The 17,859-nt window shown below is 58.4% G+C and carries 16 protein-coding genes; 12 read left to right on the forward strand and 4 right to left on the reverse strand.

Going from position 1 to position 17,859, the window contains the following annotated elements; all coding sequences use genetic code 11:
- The first annotated feature begins 85 nt into the window (after window positions 1-85).
- Genes EYB53_RS03235 through EYB53_RS03245 form a run of 3 tightly spaced genes read left to right on the forward strand, consistent with a single transcriptional unit; the run spans window position 86 to window position 1,663 of the window.
- A complete protein-coding gene (locus EYB53_RS03235) occupies window positions 86-799 on the forward strand; it encodes a sensor histidine kinase (protein WP_135476699.1) in 714 nt (237 codons plus the stop codon).
- On the forward strand, window positions 774-1,403 hold the full coding sequence (locus EYB53_RS03240) for a response regulator (protein ID WP_135476701.1): 630 nt from the start codon (window positions 774-776) through the stop codon (window positions 1,401-1,403). The genes EYB53_RS03235 and EYB53_RS03240 overlap by 26 nt, the downstream gene beginning before the upstream one ends.
- Complete coding sequence (locus EYB53_RS03245; protein ID WP_135476703.1) at window positions 1,400-1,663, forward strand: hypothetical protein; 264 nt, start codon at window positions 1,400-1,402, stop codon at window positions 1,661-1,663. Before EYB53_RS03240 ends, EYB53_RS03245 begins: the two co-directional genes overlap by 4 nt.
- A gap of 57 nt (window positions 1,664-1,720) precedes the next feature.
- Here EYB53_RS03245 and EYB53_RS03250 read toward each other — a convergent pair whose 3' ends face one another.
- From EYB53_RS03250 to EYB53_RS03260, 3 genes are all read right to left on the reverse strand, one after another.
- Window positions 1,721-3,076: an MFS transporter gene (locus tag EYB53_RS03250; RefSeq protein ID WP_135476705.1), complete on the reverse strand. Its 1,356-nt coding sequence runs from the start codon at window positions 3,074-3,076 to the stop codon at window positions 1,721-1,723.
- 156 nt (window positions 3,077-3,232) lie between these two features.
- Window positions 3,233-6,151 (reverse strand): insulinase family protein, encoded by a 2,919-nt coding sequence (locus tag EYB53_RS03255; protein WP_135476707.1) that lies wholly within the window; start codon window positions 6,149-6,151, stop codon window positions 3,233-3,235.
- A gap of 30 nt (window positions 6,152-6,181) precedes the next feature.
- Window positions 6,182-7,150, reverse strand: a complete 969-nt coding sequence (locus EYB53_RS03260) for a DUF2515 family protein (RefSeq protein WP_135476709.1) — start codon at window positions 7,148-7,150, stop codon at window positions 6,182-6,184.
- Between the two features lie 115 nt (window positions 7,151-7,265).
- Between EYB53_RS03260 and EYB53_RS03265 the strand changes: the two genes are divergently transcribed.
- From EYB53_RS03265 to EYB53_RS03305, 9 genes are all read left to right on the forward strand, one after another.
- Entirely contained in the window at window positions 7,266-8,210 is a 945-nt protein-coding gene (locus tag EYB53_RS03265; RefSeq protein ID WP_135476711.1) for a hypothetical protein, read from the forward strand.
- 66 nt (window positions 8,211-8,276) lie between these two features.
- Window positions 8,277-9,503: a CpXC domain-containing protein gene (locus tag EYB53_RS03270; RefSeq protein WP_135476714.1), complete on the forward strand. Its 1,227-nt coding sequence runs from the start codon at window positions 8,277-8,279 to the stop codon at window positions 9,501-9,503.
- Between the two features lie 15 nt (window positions 9,504-9,518).
- Window positions 9,519-10,616, forward strand: coding sequence for a glycine cleavage system aminomethyltransferase GcvT (gene gcvT, locus EYB53_RS03275; RefSeq protein ID WP_135476716.1), 1,098 nt, complete (start codon window positions 9,519-9,521; stop codon window positions 10,614-10,616).
- A 9-nt stretch (window positions 10,617-10,625) separates the two neighbouring features.
- Window positions 10,626-11,015 carry a glycine cleavage system protein GcvH gene (gene gcvH / locus EYB53_RS03280; RefSeq protein ID WP_135476718.1) on the forward strand — a complete coding sequence of 130 codons (390 nt, stop codon included), beginning with the start codon at window positions 10,626-10,628 and terminating at the stop codon, window positions 11,013-11,015.
- An 11-nt stretch (window positions 11,016-11,026) separates the two neighbouring features.
- On the forward strand, window positions 11,027-12,361 hold the full coding sequence (gcvPA, locus tag EYB53_RS03285; protein WP_167857235.1) for an aminomethyl-transferring glycine dehydrogenase subunit GcvPA: 1,335 nt from the start codon (window positions 11,027-11,029) through the stop codon (window positions 12,359-12,361).
- A 169-nt stretch (window positions 12,362-12,530) separates the two neighbouring features.
- Window positions 12,531-13,073 (forward strand): Uma2 family endonuclease, encoded by a 543-nt coding sequence (locus EYB53_RS03290; protein ID WP_135476722.1) that lies wholly within the window; start codon window positions 12,531-12,533, stop codon window positions 13,071-13,073.
- A 57-nt stretch (window positions 13,074-13,130) separates the two neighbouring features.
- Window positions 13,131-14,606, forward strand: coding sequence for an aminomethyl-transferring glycine dehydrogenase subunit GcvPB (gene gcvPB, locus EYB53_RS03295; RefSeq protein ID WP_135476724.1), 1,476 nt, complete (start codon window positions 13,131-13,133; stop codon window positions 14,604-14,606).
- Window positions 14,607-14,820: 214 nt separating this feature from the next.
- Entirely contained in the window at window positions 14,821-15,516 is a 696-nt protein-coding gene (locus EYB53_RS03300; protein WP_135476726.1) for a lysophospholipid acyltransferase family protein, read from the forward strand.
- Between the two features lie 18 nt (window positions 15,517-15,534).
- Window positions 15,535-16,278 (forward strand): dihydroxyacetone kinase subunit L, encoded by a 744-nt coding sequence (locus tag EYB53_RS03305; RefSeq protein ID WP_135476728.1) that lies wholly within the window; start codon window positions 15,535-15,537, stop codon window positions 16,276-16,278.
- An 81-nt stretch (window positions 16,279-16,359) separates the two neighbouring features.
- Here the strand turns inward: EYB53_RS03305 and EYB53_RS03310 are convergent, their stop codons facing one another.
- Window positions 16,360-17,859 carry a DUF2357 domain-containing protein gene (locus tag EYB53_RS03310; RefSeq protein WP_135476730.1) on the reverse strand — a complete coding sequence of 500 codons (1,500 nt, stop codon included), beginning with the start codon at window positions 17,857-17,859 and terminating at the stop codon, window positions 16,360-16,362.

Raw genomic sequence — 17,859 nt, forward strand, 5'->3', positions numbered from 1 at the left:
GTAGAGCGCATGAAACCATTTTCCTGATCGTGGCTGTGACTGCCGGGTGTATACTACATAGCATCCAGTGAAAGGCAGTGCGGCCATGAGCATTGATCACTATCCTAATCGCATCCAGGAACCATCGGGGCGCTTTCTCGAAATTGCTGAGCGTGAGGTCGGCCGGATCATTCTTGACATTCATGATGGCCCGGTGCAAAATATCTTTGCCGCGCTCTCACAACTCTATGTTGTGCAACGCCGGATGGTGCAAAGCCCTGATCAGGCCCCGGATGAGCTCGAACGGATCAGACGTAGTGTGACCTTGCTTGAGCACGCCCTCAATGAGATTCGTACCTTTATGGGTGCGTTTCGTCCACCTGAATTTGAACGTCGTGACCTGGTTGCCATCCTTGAAGGGTTGGTGATCCAGCACGAGGAATTGACGGGTAATTCGGTCTGTCTTGAGCTTGAGGGTGAACTGCCTTCGGTGCCTTTGCCCGTGAAGATCAGCTTCTATCGTATCTTGCAAGAGGCGCTTTCGAATGCGGTGCGCCATGGCGAAGCCGATCATCATACGGTGAGCCTGCGTTGCAAGGGTCAGAATGTGATCATGGAAGTACGCGACAATGGCTGTGGCTTTGATGCCCCGTCGGTGTTGCAGCAGGCGCTTACTGGTCATTTCGGGTTGCAAGGCATGCGTGAACGGGTGAGTCTGCTCGGGGGTACCTTCATGATCGAGAGTAGCCCTGGCCTTGGGACGTGTGTGCGGGTTATCGTGCCATGTGGTGACAATGATCAAAGTCTTTCTTGCGGATGACCATGCGCTTGTCCTTGAAGGTCTGCGTTCGCTGATCGAGAGTGAAGGCGACATGGAGGTTGTAGGGACGGCCAGTGACGGTGATCAGGTGCTCGAACGAGTTCGTGCGCTTGCGCCCGATGTGGTGGTGCTCGATCTTCAGATGCCGACCGTTGGTGGGATTGCGTGCCTGCAGAGTATCCGGGCGGCGAATGTGCCTGCGAAGGTGTTGATTCTCTCGGCCTTTTATGACGGTGATACGATGCAATCGGCGCTTGAGGCCGAAGCCGATGGCTTTGCGCTCAAAACCGAGGCCCCACAACAGACCCTGGCCTGTATTCGTCAGGTCTACCAGGGCCAACTTGTCTTTCCGCAGGCGGCCAAGCGTTGGTTACGGCAACACCGCCAGCGCCCCAGCCCGGCCTCCGATCTCTCCGATCGTGAAGCCGAGGTCTTGACCCTGGTGGCGCAGGGGTTGACGAATACGCAGATCGCCCAGCGCCTTCAGGTGAGCGATAATACAGTCAAGTTCCATCTGCAGAATATCTACCAGAAGTTGGGTGTGAGCAACCGAACCGAAGCAGCTGGTATCTTCTTCAAGCTGCGTCAGGAAGGTCGGCGGTGAGTGCGTATGTGCTCTTCTTCGGTGCTGTCGTGTTGCTAATCGGGCTGATTGGCCTCGTCTGGTATGCCTGGTTCACATTTGTGCGCCGGAGTCCCGCTGAGCAAGAGCATGAGCGGGCGCTGGCGTCACTCAACGATGCCCAGGCCAACCGGTTCAGTGATGAGCAACTGACGCAGGTTCCCGACACGGATACCGCCTGGCAGACGATGGTGCAACGAGGGAACGCACCGCCACGTCGCACAAAACGACGACGGCGTTGAGTTCATTCTTCGTGCCCCCCAAACCCGCGCAGCGGGTTTGGGGGGCACGAAAGATTCTTACACCAGGGCTGGTGCCTCATTGCCCACTTCTTCGATCGCACGACGGACGTTGACAAAGAAGAGCAAGACAATGCCGGCAATGAAGAAGACCATCAGCGAGATGAGGGCAATGCGGTAACTGCCCGTCATTTGGAAGGCGAGACCAAACAAGAGCGGTGCAAGCCAACTCGTGCCACGTTCGCTGATCTCGTAGATGCTGAAATATTCGGCTTCCTGCCCCTTCGGGATCATGAGCGAAAAGAGCGAACGACTGAGCGCCTGACTGCCCCCGAGAACGACGGCAATCGCTGCGGCAAGCAAGAAAAATTGGGCTGGCACCCCGGCGGGCATCACATAGCTATAGGTGACCACAACAGTCCAGATCACGAGACTGAGCATAATCGCCCTTTTGCTGCCGATGCGCTGCGCTAACCAGCCAAAAGCGAGGGCACCAAAAAAGGCGACAAACTGCACCATCAGGATCGCCTGAATGATCACGCCCTGGGGCATACCGAGCTCTTCGGCGCCAAAGAGGGCGGCCAGCGCAATGACGGCCTGAATGCCATCGTTATAGAGCAGGTAGCCCAGCAAAAAGAGCAGCGTCTGGCGATAGTGCCGCATCTGGCTAAACGTATGGGCCAGTTGTTTGAAGCCGATCGTCAGGTAGCGCTCGCCGGGGGGCAGGCGCTTGATAGCACCACGGGTACGCAGGCGGATCAGCGGCATAATCGTGAAGATAGCCCACCAGAGACCGGCAGAGGTGATACAGATGCGGACTGCTGTACTTTCGTCGATCCCCAGCGCCTCGGCATTGGTAAAGAGGATCAGATTCAGGAACAAGAGCAAGCCGCCGCCAAGGTAGCCCATGGCCCAACCCCGTGACGAGGCCCGGTCGCGGTTATCGGGGCTGGCAATTTCGGGCAAGAAGGCATTGTAGAAGACAATGGAAGCGCCAAAAGCGAGATTGGCGATCAAAAAGAGCGAGCCACCAAGTATATAGCGTTCGCCCTGAAGGAAAAACATGCCCATGGTGGCAAAGGCCCCGATATAGGCAAAGATACCGAGCATGAGCTTTTTGGCACGCGAGTAGTCAGCAATCGCCCCGAGGATGGGCAGGAAGAAGACCTGGAGGAGCACTGAGAGCGAGACGATATAGGCGAAATAGGAACCGGCTGCGACTGGAATACCGAGCGGATAGATCATTCCATCGGCATCGGCTGCGGCTCGGGCAATTGATGTGAGATAGGGGCCAAGAAAGACTGTCACCACCGTGGTTGAAAAGGTCGAGTTGGCCCAGTCATAAAAATACCAGCCAACCAGTTCGCGTCGATCATCAATGGGATACTCGGTTGTGGCCGTTTGCTCGGCGCTCATAGAGACTCTTTCTGCTCAGATGCATTAACCTCCAGCACGAGCGCAATCCTCGGGAGTCTGCGACCCCATCATACTTCTGACGCAAGATGCCAGCAAAGCTGGCATCTTGCGTCAGAAGTATCTTTCCTGGGGGCTGCAGGCCCCCAGAAAGCACCCCTATCCCATCACGTTCACCGGGTTGAGTAACCCTGGGTGTTCGCGGTTAGCGGTGGCGATCGCCTCGGCGGAACCAACGACGGCAATGATACCATGATCTTGCACGGTGTCGAGGATCTCGGCGAAGGCACGGAAGTCGGCTTCGGTCGCATTGAGGATCTGTTCGCGCAGTTCTTGACGGTAGGCGTCGGTAATGCCATTAAGGTGGCGCATCATGGCGGTGTAGCCTTTGGCGTCGGGCAGTTGGTAGCCGTCAATGTCGCCAATGGTTCCGATGATGCTGCGTTCGATCGCCGTCGCATCCATTGCTACCGTGCGCAGATAGTCGCCGGCATGGTCATAGACAGCAAGGGTTTTGAGCAGATGTGGGTCACGATATGAGACAGCCCCGAAGATGCCCGTACTACGTTCAAAACTGGCTCCGACCCCATAGGCACCGCCTTGAACACGCACTTTTTCGAGGTAGTAGCCGATATTCATGAAGCGGGTAATGGCACTTGCGGCGCCACTGACCTTGAGACCCAACGGGTAGAGGCTTGCAGCTTTGGCGACATAATTGACTTTGGCGGGGACGATCAGGCCTTCACCGGGGCCTGCCTCGGTGATCGGCCACAGGGCCGGTTCGTAGGTGGTGGAAGGCAATGCGCCGAGGAAGGCGGCGAGGGCCGGTTCCACCTGGCGCTGATTGGCTTCGTCGAGCGTCAGATTCGCCACCATCGTGCTGCGGTTGATCAGGCTGGTGCGGATCAGTTCGAGATCGGCGAGTACACCCGGCCAGTCCTCGTCGATGCGTTGCACCAGTTGACGGACAAAGAAGAGGGCGCTGATGCCACCGAGTTGCTCGTCGGCCCATTCGGCAGGGGCGAGTCGAGCGAGAATGCGCTTGCGGGCGAAGGCATTGCCACTTGGCACAAGGGCTGACTCGCGCATGGCCCGACTGCGGGTGGCGATCTGGCGGAACCGCTCGCGGTCATTGAGGTTGACGGTTAGCAGAATGTCCCGCATTAGGGCGAGCATCGCCTCGGTCTGGGCGACGGTCGCCTTGCCTCGGATCACGAAGTGCCCCAGCGGTTCGCCGGTCTGGAGATGGGTTGAGGTGCTTGTTGAGGCATAAATGCCACCGGTATCGCGTCCGATGCGCTGGACAAGGCGCACAAAATCCTCGTTGGCGGTGCCCATCTCGGTCAGGGCGCGGGCGAAGAGCGGGACATAGCCGAGCAGGTGCGCTGGAACCGCTCGCAGATCAAAGGTGAGATCGAGATAGACGATGCCGTTGGTAAAGAGATCGTGATAGAGCAGGGGCACTTCAGCGCTGGTCAGTCGTGCCGTTGGGATCGTTTTGCTCTGACGATCTAGGTCGCCCAGGGTCAGCGTGGGAATCCGGGCGAGATCTTCGGGGCGATCCGGGGTCTCTTGCAAGATCTTCAAGGCCTGGGTGTCGGCAATAATTTGTTCAAGATCCTGGTCGTTCAGGGTCGCCTGGACGGCGTCGAGCCGAGCGCGTTCTTCGGCCGCATCGCGGGCTGCCTGTTCGGGATCGGGGCGCAGCATCACTCGTACCCGGTGCGTATTTTCGAGCAGGGTGCGCCGGATTAGATCTTCGAAAATTCGTTCGCCGTTGGTCAGGGCAGCCTTGATCGTTGCCAGCGGTGTCTCGAAGCGCAGCGGGGCCAGCGGGTCGCCATCGTAGAGCCAGGTATCGAGCGCCCGGAGCATGATGCTCAGCCCGCGAGGGAAGCCGCCGGTATTATTCTCACGCAGCGAAAACTCGACCGTGTTGAGTGCAGAGGCCAATTGGTCGGCATCAAAGCCTTCGTCGGCCAGGCGCTGCAACGTGGTCAGAACGAGATCCTCGATGGCCGATGCATCGGTCGGATCAATGCCTTTGAGCCCCACCGAAAAGGTGTGTTGCCGTAGCCCATCGTTATAGCCCCCGCCGGTCAGGCTATCGCCGAGGCCCGAGTCGGTGAGTGCCTTGTAGAGCGGTGCGGCTGGCGTGCCGAGCAACAGATAGCTCAGCATTGCCATCGCGAGGACACGGGTTTCGTCGGCTTCTTCACCGATCATCCAGTTGATCGTCACCATCCCCTTCTTGCTGCTCTCTTCAGAGGGTGCCGTATAGGTCTCTTCGACAATGCGAGGCTCGGGGAAGCGGGGTTGCAGGGCCACTTCTGATGGGATCGGCAGAGCTTCGAACTGTGCGAGGTACTCGTCGAGCAGTTCGAGGCGGCGCTCGGGATCGTCATCGCCATAAAAATAGATCCGAGCGTTGGAGGGATGGTAGAGCGTCGTGTGGAAGTTTTGGAACGCCTCAAAGGTGAGATCGGGAATGTATTTTGGATCACCTCCCGAGGCCATGCCATAGGTTGTCGCGGGGAAGAGCGCGGCCTGACTGGTGCGATAGAGCAGATAATCAGGTGACGAATACTGCCCCTTCATCTCGTTAAAGACCACCCCGTGGAAAGAGAGCGGCTCATCTTTGCGGGTCAGTTCGTAGTGCCAACCCTCCTGCTTGAGCACTTCGGGCGTGATGCGCGGGAAAAAGACCGCATCAAGATAGACATCAACGAGATGATAAAAATCGGCAAGATTCGTTGATGCGACGGGATAGGTCGTCTTATCCGGGTAGGTCATCGCATTGAGGAAGGTCTTGACTGAACTCTTGATTAACTCAAAGAAGGGCTTCTTAACCGGATACTTACGTGAGCCACAGAGCACGGAATGTTCGAGAATATGGGCAATTCCAGTATGATCGGATGGCGGCGTACGAAAGGTGATGCCAAAACATTTATTTTCATCGTCGCACTCGAGCGAAAGCAGTTCGGCCCCGGTGCGCGTGTGGCGATACAGCCGGGCGCGGGTATTCAACTCGGTGATCTGCTCATCGCGAAGCAGTTCAAAACCGTGGTTACGCGTCATTGCAACCTCCATCGAAAACAAGGATCAGTTTTACGCGACTGGTGACGATGACTGGAACGTAAGCGCCGGATAGAACCGGTTCATCAAGCCAGCCGTCTGCTGGAGCAAGGTCGGGGTTTCGTGGGCAAGGCTGACCAGGCGGTTGTGCATCGGCGAGCCTTCATCATATGCTGCATTGACCCTGGCCCATTTGGGCAAGACATCCTGCTCGATCCACTGCCAGCGGTCGGCAGCATTGGTGACACTGCGTGTCCCGGCGAGCACCGCGAGCGGCCCATAATAGAACGTGAACGAGGCCTGGCTTTCCAGACTGGTGCCGCCTTCAAAGTCGAGCCACGAACCAAGCGAAGCAATACGTCGCCCCAGATCTGACATCTGCTCCATATACCGGGGCAAGACGGTCATTTGCTCGTGGCGCAGCATCGTCACCGCCGCCTGGTTGATCAGGGTGAGGCCTGCCTGATACTCCTGTGGTTTGCAGAGCAAGTGGACGCCTGCGTCGAGCATCCGAAACGCCTCGCGCAACCCGGATTGATCATGTGACGTAAGATTCGCCTCTACGGTATCAAGGCCACCATAGAGATAGGCGAGGTGGGCCCAGCCAATATCATTGAAGATGGCGTCGTTGGCCTGCTTGACCAGTTCGAGGTCAGCGAGCAGTAGGGGGCGCGTGGCGGCATCGTGGAGGGCCAGCGGAAGTGAGAGCATCAGGTTAAAGACACGCACCGCCATCTCATTGTTGGCTGGAGACTGTCCGCTCGCGAGCGCCTCTTTGACGCGCACGGCCTTGTGTGGGGCAAGGAGCATCTCGACCATCGCGAGGCCGACGCCTACCTGGAAGGAGGCAAACGCCGCCATACCGGCCCATTTGAAGAGCCACGGCTCTTGCAGGTACCACCCCGCATAACAGGCGGTAATCGATCGATTACGGGCAATATAGGTTGATTGAGGCGGAAGTTCGTGCTCAAGAATGGCATTCCACTCATCGCGTGTAGGCATAGATAGATCTCCAGGCAAAGATGATCGGTAGGGCAGAACGACACCAAGGCTGTTATGGGTACAGAATGTTATAATTCATTATACGTCAGTTCAGATAGGCTTGGATATTATTTTGATGCAACAATTCCTGCGGCTGCAACAGCATATTACCCCTATTCTCGAGTTGCTTGACGAGGGGTTGCGGCTTTACCGGCGTCATTTGACGCGGTTTCTCTTGCTGGTTGGCATGCTTGCTTTGCCCCTGGGGGCGGCGTTGTTTGGCATGTTCCTGTTAGCGGATCGCGTGAGTGAGGCGGTTGTCGTATTGATGATCCTGGGCGGCACTCTTCTCACCCTCCCACTGAGCTTTTATATTATGGGCGCCCTGAGTCGTGCGGCGGTGATGGCGGTTGCAGGTGAGCCGGTCCGTCTGCGTGCTGCGCTGGCGATCAAGCCGCGGCATCTGGCCGGGATGGGCTGTTATGGCACGATCTTTCTGATAGTCGCGAGTACGATGATGAGCATTGCAAGCCTGGCGTGCATCTTTCTTGCCTACCTCGTCGTCTTTGTTGGCATTATCTCGGCGGCGGCCCTGCCTCTCGGTGGCGGGGCGATTGAGCAGGCGACGGCTGGCTTGCTGGTGATAGTAGTCGTGCTCATCTTTATCGCCAGTTATGTGGTGAGCCTCGTTGCGAACGGGGCGGTCTATAGCAGTACGATCTATGCCTTGCAGCCGTTTGTGCAGGATCAGATCGGGGTACGTGCCGCGATGCAGCGGAGTCTCGATCTGGTGACCTATCGGTTGGGGCAGAACCTGTTGATGTTTTTCTGTGCGAGCCTGGTCTTTGGGGCGGCAGCGTTGGCGACCACACTGGCAATCGGGGTGCTGGTGCCCTTGCCGACCTTTTTTTTGCTGGGGGAAGAGTCGGCGGTGGCCCAGGCGATCACGGCGGCGGCCTGGGTTACGGGCCTGGCGGCGGCGATTCCGTTGCTGCCGATCTGGATGGCCCTCTTTTACCAGCAGCGGCGCATTGCGCGACGTGGTGAAGACCTCGCCGCTCGGATTAACAGAGTCGCCTGAGTGATGGTACAATAGAACATCATACAGGCGTGCTCCAGTCGTTCCATGTGTTTAGCGCAGAGTTCTATGCCCATTGCTTATCAAGAGCCTGAAGCGTTTGTGTGCCCCGACTGTGGTGCCGATTTCGAGGCACCAGTCTGGCTCATTCTTGATGCCCAGGAAGTGCCAGAAGCGGTTGCGGCGTTGCTTGAGGGCACCCTCAATCTGGTGACCTGCCCGGCGTGCCAGCGGCGTGGTCCCGCCGGTGCGCCATTACTTTTTCACGATGGTCTGGCGCGCCGCGTGATTTTTGCGCCTGCACCGGGCTTGCCCGAGCATGCCTGGGGTGAGCAGGCCCGCGATTTGCATGCAGTGCTGGTTGGCTCGATCCCTGAAGAAGCGCGCCGCCCCTATCTGGCGGATGTTGATATTGCCCAGGATCTGGCCGGTATTGCCCATCTGTTGCGTCGGATGAAGCGTCGTCCGATGGCGCCTGCGCAGGCCCAACCAGCCGAGGCACCTGTTGCGCCACTTGTACGTGAACCACTTGTTGAGGCGCAGGCGCCCCCGCCAGCCGATGAGCAAGATGCTCCTCCACTGTTGCTGGCGGTCGAGGCGTTGCTGGGGGCCAATAGCGCCGAAGAGCTTGAGCAGGTCGTGGCGCAGTACCCCATTCTCTTTGATCCGACCACTGATGCGGTGCTCAACGAACTCGCTGAGGTTGCCGTGAATCAGCGTGCCTTCGAGATTGCCGAGAGTCTGCGTGAGGCGCGGGCTTTGCTCGCCCGGATGAGCCAGCGCCTCAGCGTTGCTCTGCCGCCCTCTCTCGTCGCCGGTGAGTCTGTCTCCCCTGCTCCGCTCACCCATGTGCCTGACGAGGTGCTCCAGGCGTTATTGCAAACCCAGAGTGCCACAGAAGTTGCGCAGGTTGCGGCACAGTATCCGCTGCTGTTACAGCCAGAGATTGATCAATTGCTGGCAGAGCGTATCGAGCAGGCCCTTGATGATGAGCACGAGCGCCTGGCGCAGGTGCTCGAAGATCGCCGTGAGGCTCTTGCTCAGGTGCGTGAGCAGGTTGCTGGTGGGCCAGGTGAGCTTGATGAGGCGATTGAAGCACTCTTGCTGGCCGATGGGGCTGACAGTCTTTCGCAGGTGCTGGATCGCTACCCGATTTTGCTCGAAGAGATTGCCTTGCAGGCGCTCTGGCAATTTGCCGCCGAGGCGCGTGCCGTTGATGATCAAGACCTAGCCCGCTATGCCATCGAATGTCGTGAAATGTTGCTTCGTGTTCGTAAGGGACTGAATTCGTCGTAAGCAAGGAAAGATGCCATGCTCAAACGCACGCCGCTTTTTGCAACCCATGTTGGCATGGGTGCTCGCATGGTCGAGTTTGGCGGCTGGGAGATGCCGGTACAGTATAGCGGGATCATCAATGAACATATGGCGGTACGTCAGGGGGCGGGTCTCTTTGATATCAGTCATATGGGGCGTTTTATGGTGCGCGGGCCGCAGGCCGAGGCTTTTTTGCAGTATGTGGCGAGTTGCAATGTCGCCGCGATTACGCTGGGCCAGGCCAATTATGGCTTGCTCTGTCAGCCTGACGGTGGCATTGTCGATGATATTTTCATCTACCACCTGCTCGATGAATATCTGGTGGTGGTGAATGCGTCGAACCGCGACAAGGATTGGGCCTGGTTGCAGCAGCATTGCGTCGGGTTTGACGTTGAGCTTGAAGATCGCTCCGAGCGCTGGGCGATGCTCGCGTTGCAGGGGCCTGCCGCCGAGCAGTTGCTTGCTCAGGCTGAAGACTCAACCACCCACGATCTGACCCATCTGCCGTTTCACGGGGTGGCGCTGACGACGGTCTTTGGACAGACGGCGCTGATTGCGCGTACGGGTTATACGGGTGAAGATGGCTTCGAACTCTTTTTTGCGGCGGGTGCAGCGCCCGAGATGTGGCAGCGCCTGCTGGCCCTTGGTGACGTCAAGCCGTGTGGCCTTGGGGCGCGTGATAGCCTGCGTTTTGAGCCGTGCCTTGCGCTTTATGGGCACGAGATTAGCGCGACGATCAACCCGTACGAGGCCCGCCTTGGCTGGGTCGTCAAGCTCGATAAGGGCGATTTTGTGGGGCGTGAGACGCTGGCCGCGATCAAGCAAGCGGGGCCAACGCGTCGCCTGACCGGTTTTGAACTGGTTGGCAAGGGCGTTGCCCGTGGTGACTATGCCGTGCATTCGGTGGAAGGTGAACCGATCGGTGTTGTGACCACTGGCATGCCTTCACCAACGCTCGGCAAGCCATTGGGGATCGCTCTGGTGCCGACCGCCCTCAGCAGTGAAGGCAGTGCCTTCGATGTTATCATTCGCGACCGCCCGGTTCGTGCGCGTGCCGTGAAAATGCCGTTCTATAAGCCGCGCTATAAGAAATAAGAGGAGACCATGAGTATCAGTATCCCAGGCGATCTTCGCTACAGCACGTCTGACGAGTGGGTGCGCACCGAGGGTGAGGAAGTGGTGATCGGGATCACCGATTATGCCCAGGATGCGCTTGGCGATGTGGTTTATATCGAACTGCCTGCCGTAGGTACGGTATTGATCCCGGGGGAATCGTTTGGTGTGATCGAGTCGGTGAAAGCCAGTTCTGATCTCTATGCGCCGGTCGGTGGCGAGGTTGTGGCGGTGAATAGTGACCTTGAAGCCAATCAAGAACCGATTAATCAGGATCCCTATGGTGCCGGATGGCTGTTGCGCATCCGCCCGTCAGGTGAAGAAGAGCCGTTGATGGATGCGACGGCCTATGCCGCCTATTGTGAAGAACGAGCCCACTAGTGGAGCAGAGCATGTCCCATTATATTTCGATTACCGCGACGGAACGCGCCGAGATGCTCAAGGCGATCGGAATTGCGTCAACTGATGACATGTTTGTTGATGTGCCGGAAGCATGGCGTTTCCCGGCCCTTGATCTGCCCGCGCCAATGTCTGAACCAGAATTGGTACGTGCTCTGCTCGAGCGGAGCAACAAGAATGCGCATGTCCATACGCACAGTATCTTTCTGGGGGCAGGTGCGTACAACCATTTTGTGCCGACGGCGATTGACCAGATCCTGCGTCGTGGTGAGTACTATACCTCGTATACCCCCTATCAACCTGAAATTAGTCAGGGAACGCTCCAGGCGATCTTTGAGTACCAGAGCATGATCTGCTCGCTGACCGGGATGGAGATTGCCAATGCGTCGCACTACGATGGTGCGACGGCGCTGGCCGAGGCGGCGATCATGGCGCTCAATGTGACCCGCAATCGGCGCAAGATCGTCGTGGCCCGCAGTGTCAATCCGCAATATCGTGCGGTGTTGCGCACCTATCTCCAGGGGCTCGACATTGAGGTTGTCGGTGACGAGACGCCGGGCAGCAGTATCGACGATGCGCTGGCTCTCGTGGATAAGCAGACGGCCCTGTTGATCGTGCAGAGTCCTGATTTCTTCGGGCGGATGCACGATCTGCGTGGTCTGGCCGACAAAGTCCAGGCCCAGGGCGCGCTCCTGTGTGTCCATTTCGACCCGATTGCGTTGGGGCTCTTTCAGACGCCCGCTGAAGTGGGGGCCGATATCGCGACCGCCGAAGGGCAACCGCTGGGTCTTGGGCTCAATTTTGGTGGGCCATACCTCGGTATCTTTACCACGCGCCAGAAGCATGTCCACAAGATTGCCGGACGCATTGTTGGTGTTACCAAAGATGTTGATGGGCAACTGGCCTATGTGTTGACCCTGCGTGCGCGTGAGCAGGATATTCGGCGCGAGCGGGCGACGAGCAATATCTGTACCAACCAGGGCCTGATGGCGCTTGCCGCAACGGTCTATATGAGCCTGATGGGGCGCCAGGGGATGCGCAAAGTGGCCGAGCTTTGTTATCATCGGGCGCACTATGCCGCCGAGGCGATTGCCCGGTTGCCTGGATATCAGGTTGAACCGGGGACGTTCTTTAAGGAGTTTGTGGTGCATTGCCCACGACCGGTGGCCGAGATTAATGCGGCCCTACGTGAGCACCAGATGATTGGTGGCTATGATCTGGCTGAGGATGAACCGACGCTCGGCAACGCAATGTTGCTCGCAGTGACCGAGATGAATAGCAAAGCAGAGATTGATCGCCTGGTGGAACTGCTTGGTCAGTTTGATTGATGCCGACGAACGTTGGGTGTCTGGACAGGCCTCATGCTTGTGCACAGAGGCCGAACTCAGGTCAATCGTTGCCCATGCCTTGCCGGGGGCAGGGCTGCTGAGCACGCAGCCCTTTGGTGAGCGAACCCACTCTTGCGATGGCACTACTGAGAGGTGAAGAGGTGACACGATGAGTACGCTCACGCGCTTACTGACAGCTGAAACCTTTGCCCTTGTACCTGGTTCACGACATCAGGAACTTGTAGCTGGAGAGGTTATTGATCAGGTGCCGCCTGGTGGTGTGCATGGGGTTGTGGCCGCTATGCTTGCGGCCCTTTTGATCCAGTGGAACAGGCAAACCAACCAGGGTTTTATTGGCGTTGAGTCGGGGTTTGTGCTTGCGCACGATCCGGACACGGTGCGCAGCCCTGATGTCTATTACGTTCGTGCCGAGCGATTGCCTAAGAATGGCCTTCCCGAGGGCTTTTGGCCTTTTGCGCCTGACCTTGCCGTCGAGATTGTGTCACCTCATGATACAGCCGATGAAGTACAAGCCAAAGTGGGTGAATACCTGCACGCTGGTACGCTTGCCGTCTGGATGGTCTATCCGACGACGCACCTGCTGGTGGTACATACGCCAGATGGGCTGGCCCGTACCTATGGCCTTGAGGCAACGCTAGATTCTGTTGCATTTTTGCCTGGTTTTGTGTTGCCGATCAACGCTTTGTTTTAACGGGGCAATCATCGAGCGCCCTGGTGCCAACGATACGTGTGAAATAAGGAGAGCTACGTGGATACGTACGAACCACATATTTATGAACTTTCGGCTCTGGGCAAGCATGGCACTAACCTGCCGCGCCTGGATGTACCCGAAGCAGCGTTGCCGACCGCATTGCTGCGGCAGGACGGGATGAATGACTTTCCCGAACTGACCGAGCCTGAGGTTATGCGGCACTACACGCGGATCAGCCAGCGCAATGCTTCGCCAGATACGATGATGTATCCGCTGGGCTCGTGTACGATGAAAGCGACGCCCAAGTTACACGAGGAAGTGGCCCGTTATGCGGGGTTTGCGGCGGCGCACCCGTTGCAAGACGAGAGTCTGAGCCAGGGCGCGTTGCAATTGATGTACGAGTTGCAAGACTACCTTGGTGAAATCTCGGGGTTCGAGGCGGTCTCGTTGCAACCGGCGGCGGGCGCGCAGGGCGAATTCACGGGCATTCTGGCGTTCCGGGCGTATCACCTTGATCGCGGCGACGATGATCGCACCGAAGTGCTGGTGCCCAACGCTGCGCATGGAACCAACCCTGCGACCGCCGCGATGGTCGGGCTCAAGGTTGTCGAGTTGAAGAGCGATGCCCGGGGCAACGTGGATATGGACGATCTGCGGGCGAAACTTTCGCCACGTACGGCCGGCTTGATGCTGACCAATCCCAATACGCTCGGGCTCTTCGAGGATCAGATTGTCGAAATTTGCCAGCTTGTGCATGACGCAGGTGGCCTGATGTACGGGGATGGTGCTAATTTCAATGCAATTCTTGGTATTGCAAAACCTGGCGAACTTGGTTTTGATTTTATGCACTATAACTTGCACAAGACCTTCACGACCCCGCACGGTGGTGGTGGTCCTGGCTCAGGGGCCGTCGGTTGCACGGCAGAACTTGCGCCCTTCTTGCCGGGGCCACGGGTACGCCAGACGGCGAGCGGCAGCTACGAACTTTTTACCCCCGAGAAGAGCATCGGGCGGATGAAAGCTTTTCATGGCAACTTTGCGATGCTCGTGCGGGCGTGGACGTACATCCGCACGCTAGGGGCGGCAGGGTTGCGCGAAGTGAGCGAGATTGCGGTTCTCAACGCCAACTACGTTCGGGTCAAACTGAAAGACCTCTACCCGCAGGCTGTTGACCGTATCTGCATGCACGAGACCGTGCTCAAAGGGCAGATTGCAGGTGCGCAGGGTATTCGCACCCTCGATATCGCCAAGCGGTTGATTGACTACGGGTTCCACCCGCCAACGGTCTACTTCCCCCTGATCGTGCCCGAAGCACTGATGATTGAGCCAACCGAAACGGAAGGCAAACGCACCCTGGACATCTTTATCCAGGCCATGCGCGACATTGCCCGCGAAGCCGTCGAGACCCCCGACGTCCTGCATGACGCCCCGACGACCGCACCAGTGCGCCGACTCGACGAAGTGAGGGCCGCCCGCCAACCAATTTTGCGTTACAACGCCGCAGCCTTTGCGCAGATCCTCAACGAGCGGTAGCGGATGGGCAAGGCTTGGGGGCCACAGGCCCCCAAGCCTTGGTTTTAGGCCGCTAGCCCTAACGCCTCTATCCCCCACTTTCCCCACTTAGCGGTATAATAACTCAAGCGTATCTGGACGATGAGCTCTCCCGGCAGATACCATCCATGCCAGAAACAAAGTTGAGCCAGGGATTAGCCGTGATTCATCTGAAGAACGGCGTGCGGAGCACGCGATGAGCCTCTATCGGAGCCGCCACGCTGCGGCGCGTTTTCTGCCCGGCATGTTTGTGCGTTTTGTACAAATGTATGTGCGGCCGCGCATCAGTGGGCTTGAGTATCTTCCTCACGAGGGTGGGTTTGTCATTGCTGCCAACCACCAGAGTCACGCCGATACGGCCGTCATTTTTGCAAGTCTTCCTCCCGATATTCGGGCGCATTTTGTGGCGGCAGCGGCTCAGGACTATTTTTTTCAGGGGGGGCCGCAGCAATATTTTTCCCGCGTGCTGTTCAATGCAATTCCAATTGCCCGCGATCGCCGCGGTGGTCAGGATCCACTTCGCCATGCGGCGCGGGCGCTGCGTGAAGGGTATGCGCTCTTGCTCTTTCCTGAGGGGACGCGGAGCAAGGACGGCTCACTGGGGCCTTTTCGGGCAGGCATTGGCAAGTTGCTGGCTGATTTTCCGCAGATCCCGGTAATTCCAACCTGGATCGGCGGGACTACCAGGGTCATGCCCAAGGGTAAGTTTGTGCCCCGCCCGGTGCAGGTGACGGTTCGTTTTGGTGAACCGCTACATGTCGAGGCGCATCCGCGGATGCGGCGTTCGTGGCAGACTGCTGCTGACCAGATTCGCAATGCGATCCTTGCCATTGGTGAGTATCCTCCCGAAACGCCTGATCAAACCGATGATTTTGTCCAGGATGATGAATAACCAAGAGGAGTTTTGTGCATGGCTGATGCAAAGAGTCTTGTCGCCCTGTTTGAGGCGATGACCGAGAATCTTGAGCGCGATCGCCCCGATCTCAACCAGCTTGATCGCGATGATGGTGATAGCGGCGACAATATGGTCAATAATTTTCGTCTGGTTACCAGTGCGTTGCAGCAACAGATCAATACTGGTGCTGGCAGTGACCTCGGAGCCGCGCTGGCTCAGGCGGCTCAGGTATTGCGTGACAATGGCAAAGGGGCGACGGCACCGATCTATGCTCAAGGGCTTGATCAGGCCGCATCGAATCTGTCCGGGCGCTCGGATTTTAGTCTCAATGATCTCCAACCGATGCTTGAAGGTCTCCTGGGTGGTGCTCAGCAGTCGAGTGGTGCGGCTCCCGGCCAGGGTACCCTGCTTGATGTCTTGTTGCCCGCGATTGGGGCCTTCAGTCAGGCGAAGAAGAAGGGCGATGGCGATCTCGATGCGATCCTCACGGCGCTGCTCGAGGCGCGTCGTGCCGCAAATCATACGGCTCAATCACCTCAAGGGCACGGGCGTGGTTCGGGTCGAAATACCCAGGGTGAGATCGATCCTGGCGCGGCCGGTGCGGCCTCGTTGCTCGAAGGTCTCTTTGGGGCTTTGCTCAAAGGTGCCTTGAATCAGGGTGGCAATGCGGCCGGCTCCAATGAACCTGCTGCACAGCCAGCAGCGAGCGGCAACCCGATTTTTGAGATGATTGGCAGCCTTTTTCGTCCGAAGGGGTGATTTTGTGGGCTGCGCCGCCAAACCCAGCTTCTTTTGCTAAAAAAAGCCAGCGCAGCTGGCTTTTTTTAGCAAAAGAGAGGCTTACTCTTCATGCACAAGCCACGCCCGCAGCGCCGCTTCATGCCCTGGCAAGAGCGGCAAGGCGGCGATGCCACTGGCATAGTGTTCCGCTTTGCCTCGCCCTGGATAGAGCAACGCGACGCGCTCGACGAGGCGTTGCCCTGCGCTGTTCCCGATGGCCCCCAGATAGCTGTATCCGTCGGCCAGGGCGTCGGCAGGCACTCCGCCACTGGGATCAAGGCGATATTTGGCGTCGAGCAGGCTGATCCGGGGCAGGCCTTCCGGCGGGGTGCTCTCAAGCGCAAGATCGGGGATGCGCGTGTGCCGGTCGAGTGAGCGTACGTTGGTGCCGTCAGGTGGATAGCGAGGATGATAGCGCAAGGTCAAGATGTTCCCATCCTCGTTTGCCAGCACAACAAGCGCCGTTCCTTCGGTCAGTGTCAGCCCCTGCTCGGCGGCATCGTCGTTCCACAGCGCCTGGCTGATCAGCGTATGCCCTGGCAATTCAAGCAACGTGAGCGCGACACGCACAGCGCACCATCGCTCGTAGAGGCGGGGTAACTGGCTGATGGGCAGGGTCAGGGTCGCTGCGTCCCAGGTGATCAGTGGGTGTCGCCGGAGCCATTGCCAGACGCGGGCGACAATGCGGTAGTCGGGGTCGCGCTGCATGCGCGACGTGAGTCCGCGATAGGCTTGCAGCGGAGGCACCTCGGCAAGCAAGGGCAGTGACCGCAGTTCGCGCAAGCGTTGCCGGGCTGACTCCAGGGCTGGCGTCGGGTTGATCAGGCTCGCCAGTTGACCAAGGCGATGCAGCAGCACTTCGATGAGCCGTCGCAACAGGCGTGTCTCATAGCTGTCGTAGCTCGCCTCGGTTGCCTCTTCTGGTATGCTGCTTAAGGAAGCTGGCGACAGATGCTCCGATTCAGGCGACGGCGCTGGTGATAGATTGATCAACTCGCCCCGGTGAAGGGCCGGTCTTCGCGCCGTGCCTGGATCGACCGCGATGGTACGCGTCTGTAGGCGCTCGGGGGGGCGTTGGGCGAGGCGTTCCACTGCCGCCACGAGGCGCGGGATTTCGTCGCGACAGAGGGCGTTCAGCATCGCGGTGGCATTCGCGCTCGGTGAAGTTGGATCAGGTTTTACCCCGTGACGCCCACCAGTGAGCGCAAAGACCAAGCGGGGGGCCACTGTTTGCAGATCTTCGAGCAGCAGCGCATAGTGTTCAGCGTCAAGCTTACGTGGCACAACCACGATCTGCGCACGCACCTCTTCGGTGCGACCATCAGGCCAGCGGGCACACACCAGCACTTCATGCTCGCCTGTACTTGCTGGAGCAAGCCAGCGCCAGCGCCAGGCCGGGTCGCCCGGGCGCAAAAATGGCTCCAGAGATACCCCACCAAGGGTCAGGGTAAGCGAAGAAGCCCCGGCTGGTGGCACCGCGTGCAACTCAACCGACGCCCCCTCAACGACGGAATAGGGTTCACGATACATCTGCTCATCAAGCAACAGATCGATAGGCAT

The organism is Candidatus Chloroploca mongolica (assembly GCF_004762035.2).
GTDB lineage: Bacteria > Chloroflexota > Chloroflexia > Chloroflexales > Chloroflexaceae > Chloroploca > Chloroploca mongolica.

What these genes read in the sequence shown, in the direction of transcription:
- gcvH (WP_135476718.1), top strand. Translation starts at nt 10,626, where the DNA reads ATGAGTATCAGTATCCCAGGCGATCTTCGCTACAGCACGTCTGACGAG.
- EYB53_RS03310 (WP_135476730.1), bottom strand. Translation starts at nt 17,859, where the DNA reads ATGCCTATCGATCTGTTGCTTGATGAGCAGATGTATCGTGAACCCTAT.
- EYB53_RS03250 (WP_135476705.1), bottom strand. Translation starts at nt 3,076, where the DNA reads ATGAGCGCCGAGCAAACGGCCACAACCGAGTATCCCATTGATGATCGA.
- EYB53_RS03255 (WP_135476707.1), bottom strand. Translation starts at nt 6,151, where the DNA reads ATGACGCGTAACCACGGTTTTGAACTGCTTCGCGATGAGCAGATCACC.
- EYB53_RS03305 (WP_135476728.1), top strand. Translation starts at nt 15,535, where the DNA reads ATGGCTGATGCAAAGAGTCTTGTCGCCCTGTTTGAGGCGATGACCGAG.
- EYB53_RS03265 (WP_135476711.1), top strand. Translation starts at nt 7,266, where the DNA reads ATGCAACAATTCCTGCGGCTGCAACAGCATATTACCCCTATTCTCGAG.
- EYB53_RS03260 (WP_135476709.1), bottom strand. Translation starts at nt 7,150, where the DNA reads ATGCCTACACGCGATGAGTGGAATGCCATTCTTGAGCACGAACTTCCG.
- gcvPA (WP_167857235.1), top strand. Translation starts at nt 11,027, where the DNA reads ATGTCCCATTATATTTCGATTACCGCGACGGAACGCGCCGAGATGCTC.
- gcvT (WP_135476716.1), top strand. Translation starts at nt 9,519, where the DNA reads ATGCTCAAACGCACGCCGCTTTTTGCAACCCATGTTGGCATGGGTGCT.
- EYB53_RS03240 (WP_135476701.1), top strand. Translation starts at nt 774, where the DNA reads ATGATCAAAGTCTTTCTTGCGGATGACCATGCGCTTGTCCTTGAAGGT.
- EYB53_RS03290 (WP_135476722.1), top strand. Translation starts at nt 12,531, where the DNA reads ATGAGTACGCTCACGCGCTTACTGACAGCTGAAACCTTTGCCCTTGTA.
- EYB53_RS03235 (WP_135476699.1), top strand. Translation starts at nt 86, where the DNA reads ATGAGCATTGATCACTATCCTAATCGCATCCAGGAACCATCGGGGCGC.
- EYB53_RS03300 (WP_135476726.1), top strand. Translation starts at nt 14,821, where the DNA reads ATGAGCCTCTATCGGAGCCGCCACGCTGCGGCGCGTTTTCTGCCCGGC.
- EYB53_RS03270 (WP_135476714.1), top strand. Translation starts at nt 8,277, where the DNA reads ATGCCCATTGCTTATCAAGAGCCTGAAGCGTTTGTGTGCCCCGACTGT.